Raw genomic sequence first — 16,906 nt, forward strand, 5'->3', positions numbered from 1 at the left:
CGACTCATCGGGAGTAGGGCATGGGCCTCATCCACATCGAGCTGTTCGCAACCCTCGACCTCGTCGGGCAGGCACCCGGCGGCCCCGACGAGGACCCGGTGGGGTTCGCGTTCGGCGGCTGGCAGGCGCCCCTGCTGGACGAGGTCACCGGGGCGCAGGTCGGTGCCGCGTACGAGGGCACGGATGCCCTCCTGCTCGGCCGGCGGACGTATGACATCTTCGCCGCCTACTGGCCGTACCAGGAGGGCGGGGAGGACAACGAGATCGCCACGCTCTTCAACAGCGTCCCGAAGTACGTGGCCTCCCGCGGCAGGCCCGACCTCTCGTGGACCGGGTCCACGCAGCTCGGCCCGGATCTCGCCGGCGCGGTGCGCGAGATCCGTGACCGGCACGAGCACGTGAAGGTCGTCGGGAGCCTGAACCTGGTGCAGACCCTCCTGCGCGAGAAACTCTTCGACCGTCTCGACCTCTGGGTGCACCCGCTCGTGCTCGGCGTCGGGAAGAAGGTGTTCGACGGTGGCGCGGTGCCCACGAACGTCACCCTCCTCGAACCGCCGGTAGCCGGTCCGAAGGGCACCGTGTACCTGCGCTACGGGCTCGCCGACGGCACGCCCGGAACGGGGGACATGAGCGCACCCGATCGCGGTGCCGGGCGCGCCGGCTGAAGCCGCCCCGCGCCAGGTGGGTCCGTGTCGTCGGCGGTGGATCCCAGCAGGTCCCGCGCGCCGGCTGCGACGTCCCGCCGTGCGAACCCGCCCGCGATGTACTAGGCGAGGCGAAGGCGACGGTCGGCCACGCCGACGGTGAGCTGCTGCCCCCAGGACAGCTCGATCGTGTCCGTCTCGATGCCGTCGCCGAACACGACCATCCGATCGGCCTCCACCAGGACCTCCAGCCGCGCCGGCCCGGCGAGGCGGCCCTCGGTGCAGGCGGTGCCCGTGGCCGGTGACGGCCACGCCTCGCGGACGAACCAGGCCAGCGCGCCGGCGGTCGGCGCCGGGAGCGAAAGCTCGCTGCGCCGCTGCGCCCAGACCGAGCGGCACCAGCCCGTCGCACCGGTGCCGGTGCCGACCAGCAGACCGGACGACGCCTGCCGCTCGGTCACCGGCGTGCCCTCGCCGGGAACCCGCAACCGGTATCGGGCGGTCTGGTGGCCGGGGTGGCCGACGTAGACCTCGTTGAGCGCGACGAGGCGCTGGCCGTCGTCGGAGCGGGCCTCGACCATGGTCAGTTCGCGCAGCAGGCGCCCCAGCCCCCGGGCGGGATCCGCGGGCGATCCTTCGACGGCGCGCAGCAGCGCGGCAGCCTCTCCCGGGGCGTGCCGGACCAGGACACCCGGCGTGTGGGCGGGTTCGGCGTTGATCCCCAGGACGAGCTGCCCGTCGAGGTACTTCGCGACGTTCGCGACGAGCCCGTCCTGCCCGACGCAGACGACCACGTCATCCGGAGCGAACAGGAACCGGTCGAGGTCGGTCCGCTCCACCTCGCCGCGACGCCAGTGCGGCGGGATCGCCGCGGCGACCGCCCGACGGGCCCCCTCGGCGGCGTCGTGGGCGGCCTGCACCTCGGCCAGCTCCCGCCCGCGGGTGGCCAGGAAGAAGGCGGCCTGGCCGCGGGTGCCGTGCCGGTCCAGCAACTCGGCGTACTCGGTGCGCCGGTGCACGAGCACCGCGCGCGGGGCGAGGCTCACCGAGGGGTGCCGGCGCGGACGAACCGGGCGACCGCCTCGGTGACCACGTCGGGGGTGATGGTGAGCGCCCCGATCGCGGGCAGATGGTCGGCCAGGTCCCGCACCGCCAGCGCGACCACCGCCGAGGTGTCCAGGCCGGTGACCGCGGCGACCCGGGCCGCCTCGGCGTCGGCCTCAGCCTGCCCGACCAGGCGCACGGCCTCGGCCCGCGCCGCCGCCTCCACCCGAACCTGCTCGGCCTGCGAGCGGGCGGCCGTCTCGGCCCGCTCCGCCTCCGCCGCGGCGGCGATGCGCGCCGCCGCCGCCTGCTCGGTCATCCGGCGCTGCTCGTTGGCGCCCTCCTGGGTCACGAGCCGCTCCGCGCGCACGGCCAGCTCGATCTTGCTCTGCAGCTCGTTCTCGGCGATGCGCCGCTCCTGCTCGACGGCGAGCGCGCGGCGGCCGTAGGTGGCCCGGTCGGCCTCGGTCTGGATCTGTTCGCGGGTGGGCGTGCGCAGCGCCTTCTCCACCTCCGGCGACGGGCGGACGGCGACCACCCGCACCCCGACCACACTCACCCCCGTCTGGACGAGGCGGGCGTCTGCGCGCAGGCCGTCGGTCACCCGCGCCCGGATGACCGGCACCCCCTCGGCGAGGGCGGTGGTGAGCGACGTGCGCGCGAGCAGGTCCGAGGCGTACTGCTGGGCGGACTCATTGATCATCCCGGCGAGCTGGTCGAGCGGCTTCTCCCGCCAGGTGCCGAGCTCGGGGTCGATGCCGAAGTCGAGGCGGGTGGCGGCCAGCACCGGGTCGGCGATCCGGTAGGTGACGGTGGCCTGCACCGCGACGTCCTGGAAGTCGGCGGTCCGCGCGTGGAAGAGCACCGCGAGCTCCCGGTCGTCGACCGGCACCTCGCTGATCACCGCCGTGCGCGGCCGATACCAGAAGACCAGGCCGACGCCCTCGTGGGCGACGGCCGTGCCGCGCTGGTGGCGGATGTACGCGGTGGGGGTGCCCCGCAGGTGGCACAGGAACGGCGCCCGGCTGATGTCCGCCATGAGGAGGTCCTCTCTTTATCGTCGAACTGACGATAATCCGGGAACGCGGTTCTCGTCAACCTGACGAGTAAGGTTCCCCGCATGCCGTCCCGCCCTGAGTCGTCCGCGGCCACGACCACCCACGCCGACGGCGGCGGGGCGGTCGGGCTGCCGGCGGACGTCGTGCCGGTCGCCCTCAGCGTCGATCTGGTCCTGCTGACGGTCCGCGAGGAGCAGCTCCAGGTGCTGCTGGTGCGCCGCGGTATCGAGCCCTACCGGGACCGTTGGGCCCTACCGGGCGGCTTCGTCCGGCCGGGGGAGGATCTCGCCGAGGCGGCCGTGCGGGAGCTCGCCGAGGAGACCGGGCTACGCCACCCGCCGGCACACCTCGAACAGCTCGCGACCTACGGCGCGCCGGATCGCGATCCCCGCGGGCGGGTCGTCACGGTGGCGTTCCTGGCGCTCGCGCCGCAGTCGCGCACGCCGATCGCCGGCACGGACGCCGCCGCGAGCCGCTGGGAGCCGGTCTCGACCCCTGGCGGCGGGTCCGGGCTGGCCTTCGACCATGCGGCGATCCTCGCGGACGGGCTGGAACGCGCCCGGGCAAAGATCGAGTACAGCGCGGTGGCGACGGCCTTCTGCGAAGGCGAGTTCACGGTGGCGGAGCTGCGCCGGATCTACGAGCTGGTCTGGAGCTCGCGGCTGGACCCCCGCAACTTCCACCGCAAGGTGACCGGGACCGCGGGCTTCCTCATCCCGACCGGGCGCTTCACGACCCGGGACGGGGGCCGGCCCGCGGAGCTGTACCGTCAGGGCGACGCCACGGTGCTGCATCCCGCGATGCTCCGGCCCGTCCCGCGGCTACCCTGAGTGGGCCATGGGTGGCCGCGGGCGGGAGATGGCCGGGCGCCCGGGCGATCGGGGGGTGAACCCGGGCGGCCGGCCACCTCGACTATCTCACCGAAAGCACACGCGGTGTCACTATAAGTTTGGGGTCATGCCGTCAGGGTTAGCGACCGTGCCGGTCCGCGCCCTTGGTGATGGTTCGTCGCCCGGTCCGGCAACCCTCCGAGTCAGCCGAGTTCCCGCAGCGCGGCGCCGGGCCCGCCGTCTCCCCGGCCCGGCGGGTTCCACGGTTCGTCGCCGTGGCGAGAACGCCGTCCGAGATCCACCCGCTCCAGGTCAATCCGCTTCGATTCCAGCCGCTCGGAATCCAGCCGTTCCGAGTCCAACCGCTCGGCGGGGTCCAGTCGGTCAGAATCAGCTCCACGCAAATCCGGCCGACCGGGACCGGGATCCGGCCGATCTGCATCCGGCCGACCTCCATCCGGCCGACCTGGATCCGGCCCGTCGGGGCGTGCCGCGGCGCCCTCCAGCTCGTCCACGGAGCGGTTGGCCGCCATCCGGTCGCGCCCGAGGGCGGCGATGCCGGCGGCCACCATCACCATCGCGACGATGAACGCCACCCGATGGGCGCCGTCCGGGGCCGGCTCGCCGAACAGCGTCAGCCCCAGGGTGACCGGCAGGAAGGCGGACACCCCGCTGGTCACGGGGAAGGCGATCACCGCCGCCCGGCCCTGCAGCCCGCGCTGCTGCAGACCGAGAGCCAGCACGGAGAACAGCACGAGGACGTACGGCGTCGGGGTGGTGAGCAGGTCGGCCAGCGCGGACTGGCCCTCGCGGCGATCGTTGACCGCCAGGCCGATCTGACGGGTCGCGAGGGTGGCGATCGCATAGCAGACGCCGGCGGCCGCGCCGAAGCCGAACGCCGCCCCGGCGATCATGCTCCGGGCGGCGGCGACGTTCGCGAGGAACGCGCACACCAGGGCGAAGATCAGGCCGAGGACGAGGAAGGCCAGCAGGACGTCCGTGCTGGCCGCGCTGCCGACCTCGGCGCGACTGGCGAAGCCATAGGCGAGCAGGCCGACCCCGGCGACCATCGAGCCGACGCCCAGCCAGCCCGTCAGGCTGATCCGTTCACCGAGCACCCGCTGGGCCAGTAACGTGAAGATGATCATGTCGAGAGCCATCACCGGGGCGACCATCGCCACCGGCGCGACCGACAGGGCGTAGACCTCCAGCAGGAACGAGGCCGCCTCGACGGCGAGCCCGAGCAGCCACAGCGGGCGCAGCACCAGCCGGGCCAGCAGGCCCAGCCCCAGGCCGGAACTGTCCTCCTCGCGCCGGGCGGCCCGCGCCTGCACCAGCGGCGCGACCCCGTACAGCGCGGCCGACACCATCGCGGTGGGCAGGCCGAGCGCCAACGCCTTGCTCATACGCGCGCCATCCTGGTCACGGGCGTGCCGTCGTTCGCGCCTGGATCCGGCCGTTCATGCCGGGGTCCCCCTGCCCTGCCCATGCGCTGGCCGCCTCACTCGTCCCCCGCCGCCCCGGGCCCACACCCGGGACGACAACATCTGACGGGGTCAACACCGGGGGCCGCGTGGAACGTCCCGGGCCGGACGAGCGCCCGCCCGACGCCGATGCGTCCCACCGCCGACGCGTCTCACCAATGGGCACCGCATCACCAGTGGGCACCGCATCACCAGTGGGCACCGAAGCCGATCTGCGCCAGCGCCGAGCCGAACGCCTGCTCCCACGCCTGCGGCCCGATCGCCACCCGGTCCGAGGGGGGCTTGACCCGGTCGAGGCAGGCGAGCGCGGAACGGGTCAGCGACACCGGATCGGTGTTGGTGACCTCGGCGTGCCCCCGCTCAAGCTCCTTCTGCAGGTTGTCCCGGCCGTGCCCCGGCACGACGTCGATGAGCAGCAGGTCCCGGCCGATCACCCGCGCCTCGCTGCAGGTGTCCCCGGAGGAGGTGACGACCAGGTCGCTGGCGGCCATCAGCGCCGGGATGCGGTCGGTGAAGCCGAACGGGATGACCTTGTGCTGCCGCTCGGCCAGGGCGGTCAGCCGCGCCGCCAGCGGCTTGTTCCGCCCGGCCACCGCGAGCACGTAGATCCCCGCCGCGGCCATCGCCGCGGCACCCTCGACCAGCGGCCCGAGACCCCAGGAGCCGGACATCAGCAGCACGCACGGGGCGTCGGCCGGGATGCCGAGCGCCGCGCGCGCCTCCTCCTGGGTGGGGGGGTCGTAGAACGGCTCGCGCACGGGGGTGGGCACGACCGAGACGAGCGCGCCCGGCGCGAACCGCCGCACGTAGCGGGCGGCAGTCTGCGAGGTGACCAGGTACAGGTCGGTGTTGTCGTGCACCCACAGCCGGTGCACGCAACAGTCGGTGGAGAACACCGCGGTGACCAGGCCGGGGAACTCCGGCTTGACCCGGCTGGTCGCCGCGGCGCCGGTGGCGAAGATGGAGATGACGAGATCGGTCGGCTGCTCGGTGAGCTCCTGGCGCAGCGCCGGGACGACGTAGCGGCTCGACGCCCGCTCGATCGCCAGGGCCAACCGGCCACCGGTGCGCATCTGGGAGAAGTGCACGGCGTCGTAGAGGCCCGGCACGGCGATCATCCCGCGGAAGACCTTCTCCCCACGGGAGCCGTTGCGCCCGCCGAGCATGCGCAGGCTGTCGGCGGTCCGGGCGGTGAACCCGCGCCGCGCCAGCGACGCCCCGCACGCCTCGGCCATGACGTCGTGCCCCATGCCCAGCGAACCGGACAGCAGCAGCGCCGATCCGCGACGGGTCGCCGGCTGCCGCGCCCCAGCCCCGGCGAACAGGGCCGCGGCCGCGGCCTCCTCCACCGCGAGGCCGTTGATCACCGGTCCGCCGCGGTCGGGCGCCTTGTCGTCGCCGAGGCGTCCGACCGCCGACGCCACCCCCGCCGGCCGACCCTCCGCGGAGGGTCGGGTCGGGGGAGCGGCGGTCGCCGCCGGATCGCCGTTTTCGGATGGTCCGCTCACCGTGATACCGCCGATCTGAGCCATGGTTACTCCGAGGACGCTGCGGAGACGTCTAGGTCGTCGACGGGCTGGACGGCCTGCGTCGGGGGCCGTCGGTTTGCCAGGTACCACTCGATGTACTGCCGTACCCCGTCCGTGAACGGGGTGGTCGGTCGCCAGCCCAGCAGCTCCAGCGCCCGCTGCGCCGACACCTCCCGGCCCCGGAAGTCGCCCGGCCGGGCCGGCACGTGCTCGATCGCCGTGCCGGGGAAGTGGCGGCACACCGCCTGCGCCATCTCCAGCACGCTGACCGCCTCGGCGCCCTCCAGGGCGATGGTGGCGTTCTCCGCCTCGGGCCGCAGCGCCAGCACGTGGGCGTCGGCGAGGTCGCGGACGAACACGTAGTTGCGGAACTGCTGTCCGTCGCCGGCGACCGTGAGCGACTCGCCGTCGAGCGCCTTGCGGACGAACCGGGCCAGCACCAGCTCGTCGCGCATGCCGGGGCCGTAGGGGATGCCGTAGCGCAGGATCGTGAAGGGCAGCCCGTAGGTCTGCTGATAGCTGTGCAGCAGCAGCTCGGCGGCGAGCTTCGTCGAGGTGTAGACGTGGCCGGCGCGCCCGAGGGTGATCTCGGCGTCCTCGGTGAGCGGCGCCGGATCCGCCCGTTCCCCGACCGCGCCGTAGACCCACACGGTGCTGGCGAACAGCACGCGGGCGACGCCGGCCTGCCGGGCCGCCTCGCAGACGTTGCCGGTGCCCTCGACGTTGAGACGCACCGTGCGCGCCGGGTCGGCGTAGGCGAAGTCCACGTTGGACATCCCCGCGACGTGGAACACCGCCTCGACCCCGGCCAACGCCGCGGTCAGCCCCGGCAGATCGAGCACGTCGACCTGCCGGCTGGTCGCCCGCGGGTCGCTCGGGCGGGAGTCGACGTCGAGGGAGAGGACGTCGTGGCCGGCGTCGAGGAGCCGGTCCACGACGTGGCTGCCGATGAACCCCGAGCCTCCGGTAACGGCAATCTTCATGCTCACGCTCACCCGTCCAGGTCCAGGCTCGCCAGCGCGGCGGCGAAGGAGGTGACCACGTGGTCGGCCTCCGCGTCGGTCATGTCGGAATGGATCGGCAGGCACACGTGCCGGGCGCACAGGTCCTCCGCGACCGGCAGCGAACGGCCCGCGTAGTCGCTGAACACGGGCTGCTGGTGCAGCGGCGCCTCGTAGACCTCACCGCTGAGCGAGACCCCGTGGCGCTCCTTGAGCTCCTTCTTCAGCCGCGCCCGGTCGACACCGGGTCGGGGCAGCACGATGTACTTGTAGTAGTTGCAGACGTCACCCGCGGGCACCCGCAGGCGGCCGGCGCCGTCGAGGGCGTCGAGCGCGGCGTCGTAGCGGGCGGCCACGGCGGCGCGGGTCGTCAGGAACTCGCCGAGGTGGCGCAGATGCACCTTGCCGGTGACGGCGTGCATCTCGCTGAGGCGCCAGGCGTAGCCCTGCTTGATGTGGGTGTTGCCGAGGAAGCCCGCCTTGCCCTGGTCGCGGTAGATCAGCGCGGCCTCGTGGATGGCGGGGTCGGCGGTGACGATCATCCCGCCCTCGCCACTGGTGATCAGCTTGGTGGGGTAGAACGAGAACGCGCCCGCCACCCCGAAGGAGCCGGCGTATCCCTCACCGTGGCGGCAGCCGTGGGCGTGCGCCGCGTCCTCGACGAGTGCGAGGCCGCGGTCGGCGCAGAACGCCGCCAACTCGGCGACGTCCGGCGCGATCAGGCCGCCGATGTGCACCAGCACCACGGCCCGGGTGTTGGGGGTCACGGCCGCCTCGACGTCACGGGCGGTCAACGCGAAGGTGTCCGGACTCACATCCGCGAAGACCGGGGTGGCCCCGGCCCGGAGTACCGCGAAGGCGGTCGCGGCGAATGTGTTGGTGGGAACGACGACGTCCGCACCCTGAACGTCCAGACTTCGGAGAATGATCTCCAGTGCGGCCGTGCCGCTGCTCACGGCCACCGCGAACGGGGCTCGGTGAGCGGCGGCGAATGCCGCCTCGAATTCATCGGTATGAGCGCCCAAGGTCATCGCGCCGGTGGAAAGGATCTCGATCGTGGCCGACGCGATCTCCGCGCGATCCTCCGGTGAGAAGACGATGCGCGCCGCGGGGACATGCACCTGTTCACCCCTGCCTTCCGAGTTATCCGTGTGAGCGGGCACTGCTCCGGATGCCCCGTATCGCGGTGGCGCGCCGATGCGCGGACCCCGGTCGCCCGGCATCGCGGCCCAGCCGCAATGTCGGGTCCGCGGGCGTCCGCGAGACGGCATCGCCGCGATGCGGAACTCCCCTGGCGGCCGCGACCCTCGCGACCCCACGGCCCCGGATTACGCCGGCCTCCCGCCGACGCGACCGCGCCCCCTCCAACTCGTCCGGATGTAACGCCCAGCTTTGTCAGTACATGCCCAAAACAGGCTATCGACCCCGGTCGACGGCGCAGCTACGGCCCACACTGGTTATCTACGAAACATCTCACATCTATCCGAAAGTAGCCGAACCTGTCGGCAAAGCGACGCCAACCGTCGGGTCGTTCATCCACATCGCCGAAGACACGCACTCCGGGACGGACGGTGATCGATCGTGGGTGCCCCCTCTCCCTCCCCGCCGACGGTCCGGAGGCCGCCGGGCGCACGGGGCTTCGTCGCGCCTCCGATACCCGTTGTGGCAGTCGGTCACCCTCCCATCACCAATCGCGAACCGGGCGGGCCTGGCCCGCCGGTGGCCCACCGGCGAGACCGGCGCGGTGACGCGCCACTCCGCGAGACGGGGGTCGACCGGTCGGGGATCCCCGCCGGGCGAGGCTGATCGGCGGGGCGGGCAGCGCGCCGGGCGACCACCGGGAGATCGCGCCGGCGGTGGTCGCCGGCCATGGGCGGGGGCGTCGGCGCCCAGGCCCGGGGGCCGGATTCACCCCGTGGGGGTGAGCGGCGGCACGACGCCATCCCATGACCACCGGCACGGAGGCGAACGCTCCGACCTGGGATTGCCCCGACCTGGGAACGCTCCGCACCCACTCGGACGCAAGAAGTCCCGGTGAAGCCACCTCACCTGGCGTACGGGGGGAACGCAGGTGCAGAACTTCACCGGGACTAGTGAAAGTGTACGACCCCCATCTGTCGGAGGCGACAGGACCAAAGTCACTCACGTCTGACTCTTGCCATTTGACGCCCCAACGTGCTTGACAATGGACGATTAGCTATCGAACCGCCCGCCGAAAGCTGATCTCGCCACGGTCCGTGTCGTACAACATCCAGTGGGACGGCTTGCCTCGGGCGGGCCCGACGTTGACCACCAGCGTGGCAGCGACGGACGGGCCCGCACCGGCCGGACCGGGGACGGGTGCCGGTCCGCTTGCCGGGCCGACGACCGCGAGGCCGCCGCCGCGGTCCGACCGGGGCACCGGGACCGGCCGGCCGGGTTCGACGGGAGGCAGCGCCCGCACGACCGTCGCCGACCCCACGAGCCCCACCGGCCCCACCAGCCCCGCCGCCGGGTCGTCCGCCACCTCGCCGCCGGCGGCGGTGTCCGACCAGACGATCTCGAACATGGCCTCCTGGTGGGTGTGCCCCACCACCACGACCGGCACCCGGGGGACGTCGGCGGCGACCGGCACGAGCAGGTCCCGCCCGTCCACGACGCCGTGGGCTGCCGTCCCGACCGGCTCGCCCGGGCCGCCGGCGGGCTCGGCACGGCCGGTCGACCAACGGATCTGATGGCCGTGTAGACCCACGAGGCCGTGCAGGCGATCCCGCTCGGGCGCGTCGAGCAGCGCGGCGAGGTCGGCGGGTACCTGCTCGGGCCGCAGCAGATCGCGGATGCGCAGCTCCTGGTTGCCCAGCACCCGGCGGATGCCGGCGAGGCGCGCCCACAGCGCCGGATCGGGGTCGACGACCCGCTCCAGCGGCCAGAACCGCGAGGGATCATGCAAGCGGCGCGGGACCTTCGCCTCCAGGTAGTCGCCGAGGCAGACGATCTCGTCGGCGCCCGCCGCCGCGGCGGCGGCGAGGATCCGCCGCAGTGCCCCCGGCCGGCCGTGGAGGTCGGCAAGCACGGCATATCGCACCCCACCAGCATCCCCGGTCCGCCGTTGCGCTGCCGGGCGATCCCCGGTTCGCCGCTCAACGGTGCCGGCTGGCGGTCCTCGGCCACCAGGAAGGCACGAATCGCCCGGCAATCGGCGAACCATCGCTGGTTCGGGCTGGCGCCGACGGGCGGGTGCGCAAAGCACCCCAGGCCGGTCAATCGTTGCAAGGAAAGAGCCAATCGGAGCGACGGACAATGCCGTCTGGTCCGCCGCGGCCATACCGGGACCAGAAAGCACGGGCTTCGTCGCGGATCGTCGTGTTCGGCGCACACGGGAATCGGCGAGGTGCTTGACTGCAACCCGTGCATCGAGGGGATCTCCGCGGAACGTGCCGACCACCGGTACCGTCCCGCGTTTTGTCGTCGACGATGACCGGCTGCACTCCGGCCAGACCGGCGACAGGCGATCCGCGTGGTCACGTCCGGGCCCGATCGAGGAGCGTTCATGGAGCTGACGGAGAACGATCGGCAGAGCCTCAACGAGGTTCCCCATCCGGCGCTTCCACCGGGTAGCAACCTGTACGGATCAACCAAGATCTTCCCGGACTACCAGGCCCGCGACGGCGAGTGCTACCTGACCCTCGTCCACGGGATCGCGCACGAGTCGTCGGTCAGCTTCGTCGCGATACTGCAGGCCACCCGCGCCCTGCGCAAGGGCTTCGAGTCCGTGCTCTATTTCTACGGGCCTGGCGCGATGAACACGATGGCGACCCGGGGGTTTCCACACACCGGCGATTCCGCGTTTCCGGGTGAGCACAACATCAATCACCAGATCGAGACGTTCATCAAGGAGGGCGGGAAGGTCTACGTCTGCCGGTTCGGACTCTCGCTGCACGGCCTGCGCGAGGAGGACGTCATCGACGGGGTGATACCCGCGCATCCGCTGGACATCCAGGACTGCGTCATCGAGTACACCCGGCGTGGCGCGATCATCAATTCCACCTTCATGTTCTGACCGACTCCACCACGTTCTGACCGACCAGATCATGCTCCGACCGACTGGATGCACTCGATGCCGACAAACAACCCCACATGACCGTCGACGGCGCGCCGTCCGCCCCACCCCGGCGCGCACGGGTGGCCCGGCCGGTCCTCGACGCGCTGCTGTCCGCGGGCGCCGCGCCGCCGGTGGCGGCCGAGCCGGTCGACACCCTCGCGATCTGGGGCGACCGGCGGACGCTGGAGCGCCTGCCCCCGTACCGCATCGAGCAGGCCGGCGACGCCGCGACACTCGCGGCCTACCGCGAGCTCGCGAGCTTGGTCACCCGCACCGGATCCGAGGGTTCCGGGGGCGACGATCCCCTGACCGGCGGTCCGCGGACCGACGATCCACGGACCGACGATCCGCGGACGGTCGTCCTGGTCGCACGGGCCGTCGGCGCGGGGGGCGACGGCGCCGTCCTCGGTGGGATCCGGCTCGGACCGCTGTGGCCCGGGCCGGACCTGGGCGCCTGGTACTGCGATCGGCTCGCCGTGTCCGCCCGAGCCCGCCACGAGTTCCCCGGCGTCGCCGCCGCGCTCGTGCGTGCCGCCGCCGCCCGGGCGGAGGACTGCGGGGTGCTCCGGCTCGAGGCGGCGGTGCGCCCGGAGCTGGAGCGCTTCTTCGGCCGGCTGGGCTGGTCCACGGCAGGTCCGACGCCCCTCGCCCGCGGGCCGGGGGTGCTGATGCGCTGGCCCATCGACCGGATCGCCGCGCTGGTCGCGACCGGTAAGGCCCCGCTGGGCGCGGTGCTCGCCGGGCTGCGTCCGGGTGGGCCCGGCTTCGTCGGCGACGACGGCGCCCCGCTGCCGGGTAGCGACATCGTCGCGGCCTGCGACGCGATCATGCCGACGATGGTGGAGCGGGACCCGCACTGGGCCGGCTGGTGCGGGGCGCAGGTGAGCATCAACGACCTCGCCGCCATGGGGGCCACCCCGATCGGCCTGCTCGACGCGGTGGCGGGCCCGACCGCGTCGCACGTCGCCCGGGTGCTGGGGGGGCTGCGCGCGGCGGCGGACGCCTACGGCGTGCAGATCCTCGGCGGGCACAGCCAGTTCGGCGTCCGGGCGGCGCTGGCCGTCACGGCGCTCGGGCGCGCGGCGCACCCGGTGCCGGCCGGCGGCGGGCTGCCCGGCCACGCCGTCTCCCTCACGGTCGACCTCGGCGGCGGCTGGCGCCCGGGGTACACCGGTCGGCAGTGGGACTCGGCCGCCACCCGGCGGACCGCCGAGCTGCAGGCGATGGTGCGGATGCCCGGCCGGCATCGGCCCGGTGCGGCCAAGGACGTCAGCATGGCCGGCATCGCCGGCACCCTCGGGATGCTCGCCGAGGCCAGCGGCTGCGCCGCCGAACTGGACGTGGCGGCCGTGCCGTGCCCGGCGGGGGTGACCATGGGTGACTGGCTGACCTGCTTCCCCGGCTATGGGATGATCACCGCCGACCGGGCGGACCGGCCGGTGCCGCCGACCGGGCCCGCGACCTCGGCCAGGTGCGGCATCCTGCTACCCGGAACGGGCGTCACGCTGCGCTGGCCCGACGGGGGGCGCACCCCCGTGCTGGCCGGTCACATCACCGGCCTCGGCCACGCCTGACCGGCCGTCGGCCGATCACCGCCGGTCCACACCGCTCCCCGGGAGGTCACATGCGCGTCACGGCTCCGTCGCAGGGCGCCAGGTGACACATCGTCAATCCGACAACCTGCCCCGGAAGGGCCGGAACTCCGGGCAAGCGGTGTTGTATCAGGGTGGGACACGTCGCAGGCCGCCCGGCCGGCGACCGGAGCCACCCGCCCCACGACCCGAACGGCAGAGACCTGGGATGGAAGACGAAGCACCGGCCTGGTTCGAGGCCGCCCTTGACAGCCGACCGCAGCGGCACGAGACCGAGGTCGCCGGCGCCACCATCAGCTACCGCTGCTGGGGTGCGGCCGGGCGGCCGGCGATCGTACTGGTCCACGGCGGCGCCGCCCACGCGGGGTGGTGGGACCACATCGCCCCCCTGATCCCCAGCGAGTACCGGGTCGTCGCCCTGGACCTGTCCGGCCACGGCGACAGCGACCGGCGCGAGGACTACACGCTGAGCACATGGGCGGCGGAGGTCATCGGCGTCATCGACCACGCCGGCATCACCTCGCCGCCGATCATCATCGGCCACAGCATGGGCGGCTGGGTCACGATCATGACCGCCGCCGAGTACCCGGACCGGGTCGCCGGCATCGTCGTCGTCGACTCCCCCGTCCAGGAGTTCACCCCGGAGGAGCGGGCCGCCCGCGACCGGACCGCCTTCGGGCCGCTGCGGGTCTACCCGACCGCGACCGACGCCCTGGCCCGGTTCCGCACGGTTCCGGACCAGCCGACCTCGCTGCCGTTCATCATCGACCACATCGCCCGTGGGTCGATCGGCTCGGTCCAGGGCGGCTGGACGTGGAAGTTCGACCCGAAGGTGTTCGGCAACCGCACGCCCTCCCCGGAGGTGCTGCGCAAGGTGCACTGCCGGGTCGCGCTGTTCCGGGCCGAGTACGGCCTGCTGACGCCGGACATCGGGGTGCAGATGTACAACCTGCTCGGCCGGGTGGCGCCGGTGATCGAGATCCCGCTCGCCGGTCACCATGTGATGCTCGACCGGCCGCTGCTGCTGGTCACGGGCATCCGCACCATCCTGGCCGACTGGGAGCACTCCTCCCCCCAGGAACGCACCGACTGACCCCCGGGAGCGCACCGACCGAGGACTCCGCCGCGGCGGGCGCCCGGGTGACGGCCCGAAAGGTGGGTTGACCAGGGTCGGACGGGTACATCTGCCGTCATGTCACGACGGCAGTGGAGATCGTCATGAATCCGTCCGCCCTCCTCGGGCACCGCCACGACGACCACGGGCACCGGACCAGCCGGCCGGTGCGGGAGGTCGACCCGCCCGAGCACGGCCCGACGTCCGTCCCGGCGCGAGGCTGGCTCTCGGTCGCAAAGCGGGTGAAGTCACAGCTCGGCATCCTGTCGATCCCGCTGATCGCCAGCGGCGTGGCGTTCTGGGCGATCATGTCGATCTTCCCGGCCGCCATCGCGGTGCTCACCGTCTACGGCCTGGTCGCCAGCCCCCAGACGGTGAGCGACCAGATCGCCCACCTGTCCGGCTCGCTGTCGCCGTCGACGAGCACGGTGCTGCGGGACTGGCTGAACGGCATCGTCTCGACGAACCACTCCGGGCTCGGCCTGGGCCTGCTGCTAAGCCTCGCCGGGGTGCTCTGGGCGGTCTCCTCCGGCACGCAGAACCTGATCAAGGCCGTGACCGTGGCCTTCGAGCAGGAGGAGACGCGGGGGCCAGTCCGACTGCGGGCGCTCGCGGTCGCGATGAGCCTCGGGGGCGTGGTCGTCGCGGTGCTGGTCGTCGGCGGCATCACCGCCGGCGGCTCCCTGCTGTCCCACCATGTGGCCGACGGGACGGTCCGGGTGCTGCTCACGGTGGTGCAGTGGCTCGTGCTGGCGCTGATCGTGATGGCCGCGGTCGGCACGCTCTACCGCTTCGGGCCGGCCCACACCCCGGCGAACTGGCGGTGGGCGTCGGTCGGGGCCATGGTCGCGACCGTGGCGCTGATCGTCGCCTCGGTGGCGTTCTCGTTCTACGTGCGCGCCTTCGGCCACTACAACAAGACCTATGGCGCGCTCGGCGGCGTCGTCATCCTCATGCTGTGGCTGTACTACGCCGTCACGGTCGTGCTCATCGGCGCGCTGCTCAACGCCGAGGCGGCCCGCGAGGCGACCGGCGCCACCGCGCCCGAGACCTATCCGGAGGCCTCCCCCGTCGGCGTGCGCCGCCCCTGGGACCGACCGGAATCCGACGACGAGGCTGATCGGGATGGGGAGACCGCCGACGACCGCCCGGCGGGCGCGGCCGAACGGATCAGGACGGGTATCCGTCTCAGGCGTCGCGAGAGGCGTGGTTAAGCGGCCCAAGGTGGGGAATTCCGCAGACCACACGATGTTCCACGGGTGCCGCCACGCGGACGCCCCGCCAGGAGAACCCGCGAGGAGAACCCATGACGAGCACATACCGTCAGCAGCCAGACGTCACTGCCGATCCGTACCCGAACGATAGTACCGCGTACCGGGGCGGTGTCGACGTGGACGCGCCGGACGAGTCGACCCAGGTGCTGCGCGCCCCGGCCGCCGCGACCTCGACCAGCAGCCGGTCCACGACCGCGCGTCATGACGGGGAGGGGCACGCCGCGGGCCGCGGTTCGACCGGGCAGCTCGTCTCCGAGGTCGTCACGGACATCTCCACCCTGTTCCGCCAGGAGGTCGCCCTCGCGAAGGCGGAGGTCCGTGAGGAGGCGAAGAAGGCCGGCAAGGGGGCCGGCATGTTCGCCGGCGCCGGCGGCGCCGGGTATTTCGCGCTGCTGTTCGCCCTGCTAGCCGTCATGTTCGGGCTCGGGGAGGTGATGGCGCTGGGCTGGGCGGCTCTCATCGTCACCGTCGTGCTCGGCGCCGTCGCCGCGGTGCTGGCGCTGAAGGGTCGTTCCACCGTTCGCAGAGTCCACCCCGCCCCGACGCAGACCGTGGAGACGCTGCGCGAGGACGTCCAGTGGGCGCAGAGCCGACGCAAGTAAGCCCCTCCTTCTCCCCGCTTCCCGTGCGCGGCTCGGATTTCACCAGCGCAGATACCGACTGAAAGGCCAGGTGGGCAGTGACCAGCACGAGTCCGGATGAGATCCGGTCCGACATCGAGGCGACCCGGGCCCGGCTCGGCGACGATCTCGACGAGCTCTCCGACCGCGTCAGCCCGCAGAAGGTGGCCGGGCGCACGGCGCAGGACCTCCGGCGCCGGGTGAGCTCGGCGACCGAGTCGGTGCGGCCGAAGGTGGCCGCGACGACGGGTACCGTCACCGAAAAGGCCCACCAGACCGCGGACCAGGCCAAGGCCACGGTGCGCCGCCAGCTCGACGCGCACCCGCAGGTCGCCGCGACCGCGCAGCGGGCCAGGGACACCGCTGGCAGCGCCGCCGGCTCCGCCAGCCAGACGGTCCACCGCCAGCTCGACTCCCACCCGCAGGTCGCGGCGAAGGTGAGCCAGGTGCGCGACACCGCGGGCGGGGCGGTCAACGCGGGCCGGCAGAAGGCCGCCGCGAACCCCAGGGCCACCGGCTCGGCCGCGGCTGCCGCGGCGGCGCTGCTCGCGCTGCTGCTGGTCGTGCTGCGCCACCGACGCCAGGGCGCGGAGACGCTCGACTGACGACCCTCGCCGGGAGATCCGGCCACCGGA

15 protein-coding genes are annotated in these 16,906 nt (G+C 73.0%); 8 read left to right on the forward strand and 7 right to left on the reverse strand.

Annotated features, from left to right (window positions below; genetic code table 11):
- The first annotated feature begins 20 nt into the window (after positions 1-20).
- Positions 21-665 carry a dihydrofolate reductase family protein gene (locus tag AC5R91_RS17890; RefSeq protein ID WP_495392493.1) on the forward strand — a complete coding sequence of 215 codons (645 nt, stop codon included), beginning with the start codon at positions 21-23 and terminating at the stop codon, positions 663-665.
- Between the two features lie 101 nt (positions 666-766).
- On the opposite strand, the gene AC5R91_RS17895 is transcribed toward AC5R91_RS17890, so the two are convergent.
- Positions 767-1,690, reverse strand: a complete 924-nt coding sequence (locus tag AC5R91_RS17895) for an NAD(+)/NADH kinase (protein WP_495392494.1) — start codon at positions 1,688-1,690, stop codon at positions 767-769.
- Complete coding sequence (locus AC5R91_RS17900; RefSeq protein ID WP_495392495.1) at positions 1,687-2,727, reverse strand: SPFH domain-containing protein; 1,041 nt, start codon at positions 2,725-2,727, stop codon at positions 1,687-1,689. Before AC5R91_RS17900 ends, AC5R91_RS17895 begins: the two co-directional genes overlap by 4 nt.
- An 81-nt stretch (positions 2,728-2,808) precedes the next feature.
- On the opposite strand from AC5R91_RS17900, the gene AC5R91_RS17905 reads away from it, so the two are divergent.
- A complete protein-coding gene (locus AC5R91_RS17905; RefSeq protein WP_495392496.1) occupies positions 2,809-3,576 on the forward strand; it encodes an NUDIX hydrolase in 768 nt (255 codons plus the stop codon).
- 203 nt (positions 3,577-3,779) lie between these two features.
- Here AC5R91_RS17905 and AC5R91_RS17910 read toward each other — a convergent pair whose 3' ends face one another.
- The 5 genes from AC5R91_RS17910 to AC5R91_RS17930 all read right to left on the reverse strand — a co-directional run bounded on the left by AC5R91_RS17910 (position 3,780) and on the right by AC5R91_RS17930 (position 10,642).
- The gene (locus tag AC5R91_RS17910) at positions 3,780-4,982 is read right to left on the reverse strand and encodes a DMT family transporter (protein ID WP_495392497.1); all 1,203 of its coding nucleotides are present in this window, start codon (positions 4,980-4,982) and stop codon (positions 3,780-3,782) included.
- A gap of 266 nt (positions 4,983-5,248) precedes the next feature.
- On the reverse strand, positions 5,249-6,592 hold the full coding sequence (locus tag AC5R91_RS17915) for an MGDG synthase family glycosyltransferase (protein ID WP_495392498.1): 1,344 nt from the start codon (positions 6,590-6,592) through the stop codon (positions 5,249-5,251).
- 2 nt (positions 6,593-6,594) lie between these two features.
- Complete coding sequence (locus AC5R91_RS17920; RefSeq protein WP_495392499.1) at positions 6,595-7,572, reverse strand: NAD-dependent epimerase/dehydratase family protein; 978 nt, start codon at positions 7,570-7,572, stop codon at positions 6,595-6,597.
- Positions 7,573-7,580: 8 nt separating this feature from the next.
- Entirely contained in the window at positions 7,581-8,711 is a 1,131-nt protein-coding gene (locus tag AC5R91_RS17925; RefSeq protein WP_495392500.1) for a DegT/DnrJ/EryC1/StrS family aminotransferase, read from the reverse strand.
- 1,076 nt (positions 8,712-9,787) lie between these two features.
- Positions 9,788-10,642 (reverse strand): metallophosphoesterase, encoded by an 855-nt coding sequence (locus AC5R91_RS17930; RefSeq protein ID WP_495392501.1) that lies wholly within the window; start codon positions 10,640-10,642, stop codon positions 9,788-9,790.
- Positions 10,643-11,119: 477 nt separating this feature from the next.
- Here AC5R91_RS17930 and AC5R91_RS17935 point away from each other — a divergent pair, with 477 nt between their 5' ends.
- The 6 genes from AC5R91_RS17935 (at position 11,120) to AC5R91_RS17960 (ending at position 16,876) form a co-directional block, all read left to right on the forward strand.
- Positions 11,120-11,629, forward strand: a complete 510-nt coding sequence (locus AC5R91_RS17935; RefSeq protein ID WP_041940082.1) for an MSMEG_0572/Sll0783 family nitrogen starvation response protein — start codon at positions 11,120-11,122, stop codon at positions 11,627-11,629.
- Between the two features lie 77 nt (positions 11,630-11,706).
- On the forward strand, positions 11,707-13,245 hold the full coding sequence (locus AC5R91_RS17940; protein WP_495392502.1) for an MSMEG_0567/sll0787 family protein: 1,539 nt from the start codon (positions 11,707-11,709) through the stop codon (positions 13,243-13,245).
- Positions 13,246-13,471: 226 nt separating this feature from the next.
- Positions 13,472-14,356: an alpha/beta fold hydrolase gene (locus AC5R91_RS17945; RefSeq protein WP_495392503.1), complete on the forward strand. Its 885-nt coding sequence runs from the start codon at positions 13,472-13,474 to the stop codon at positions 14,354-14,356.
- A 125-nt stretch (positions 14,357-14,481) separates the two neighbouring features.
- Positions 14,482-15,591 carry a YihY/virulence factor BrkB family protein gene (locus AC5R91_RS17950; protein ID WP_495392504.1) on the forward strand — a complete coding sequence of 370 codons (1,110 nt, stop codon included), beginning with the start codon at positions 14,482-14,484 and terminating at the stop codon, positions 15,589-15,591.
- A gap of 92 nt (positions 15,592-15,683) precedes the next feature.
- Positions 15,684-16,253: a phage holin family protein gene (locus tag AC5R91_RS17955; RefSeq protein WP_495392505.1), complete on the forward strand. Its 570-nt coding sequence runs from the start codon at positions 15,684-15,686 to the stop codon at positions 16,251-16,253.
- 77 nt (positions 16,254-16,330) lie between these two features.
- Positions 16,331-16,876, forward strand: a complete 546-nt coding sequence (locus AC5R91_RS17960; RefSeq protein ID WP_495392506.1) for a DUF3618 domain-containing protein — start codon at positions 16,331-16,333, stop codon at positions 16,874-16,876.
- The last annotated feature ends 30 nt before the right edge of the window (positions 16,877-16,906 follow it).

It is taken from the genome of Frankia sp. BMG5.60, from assembly GCF_059428125.1.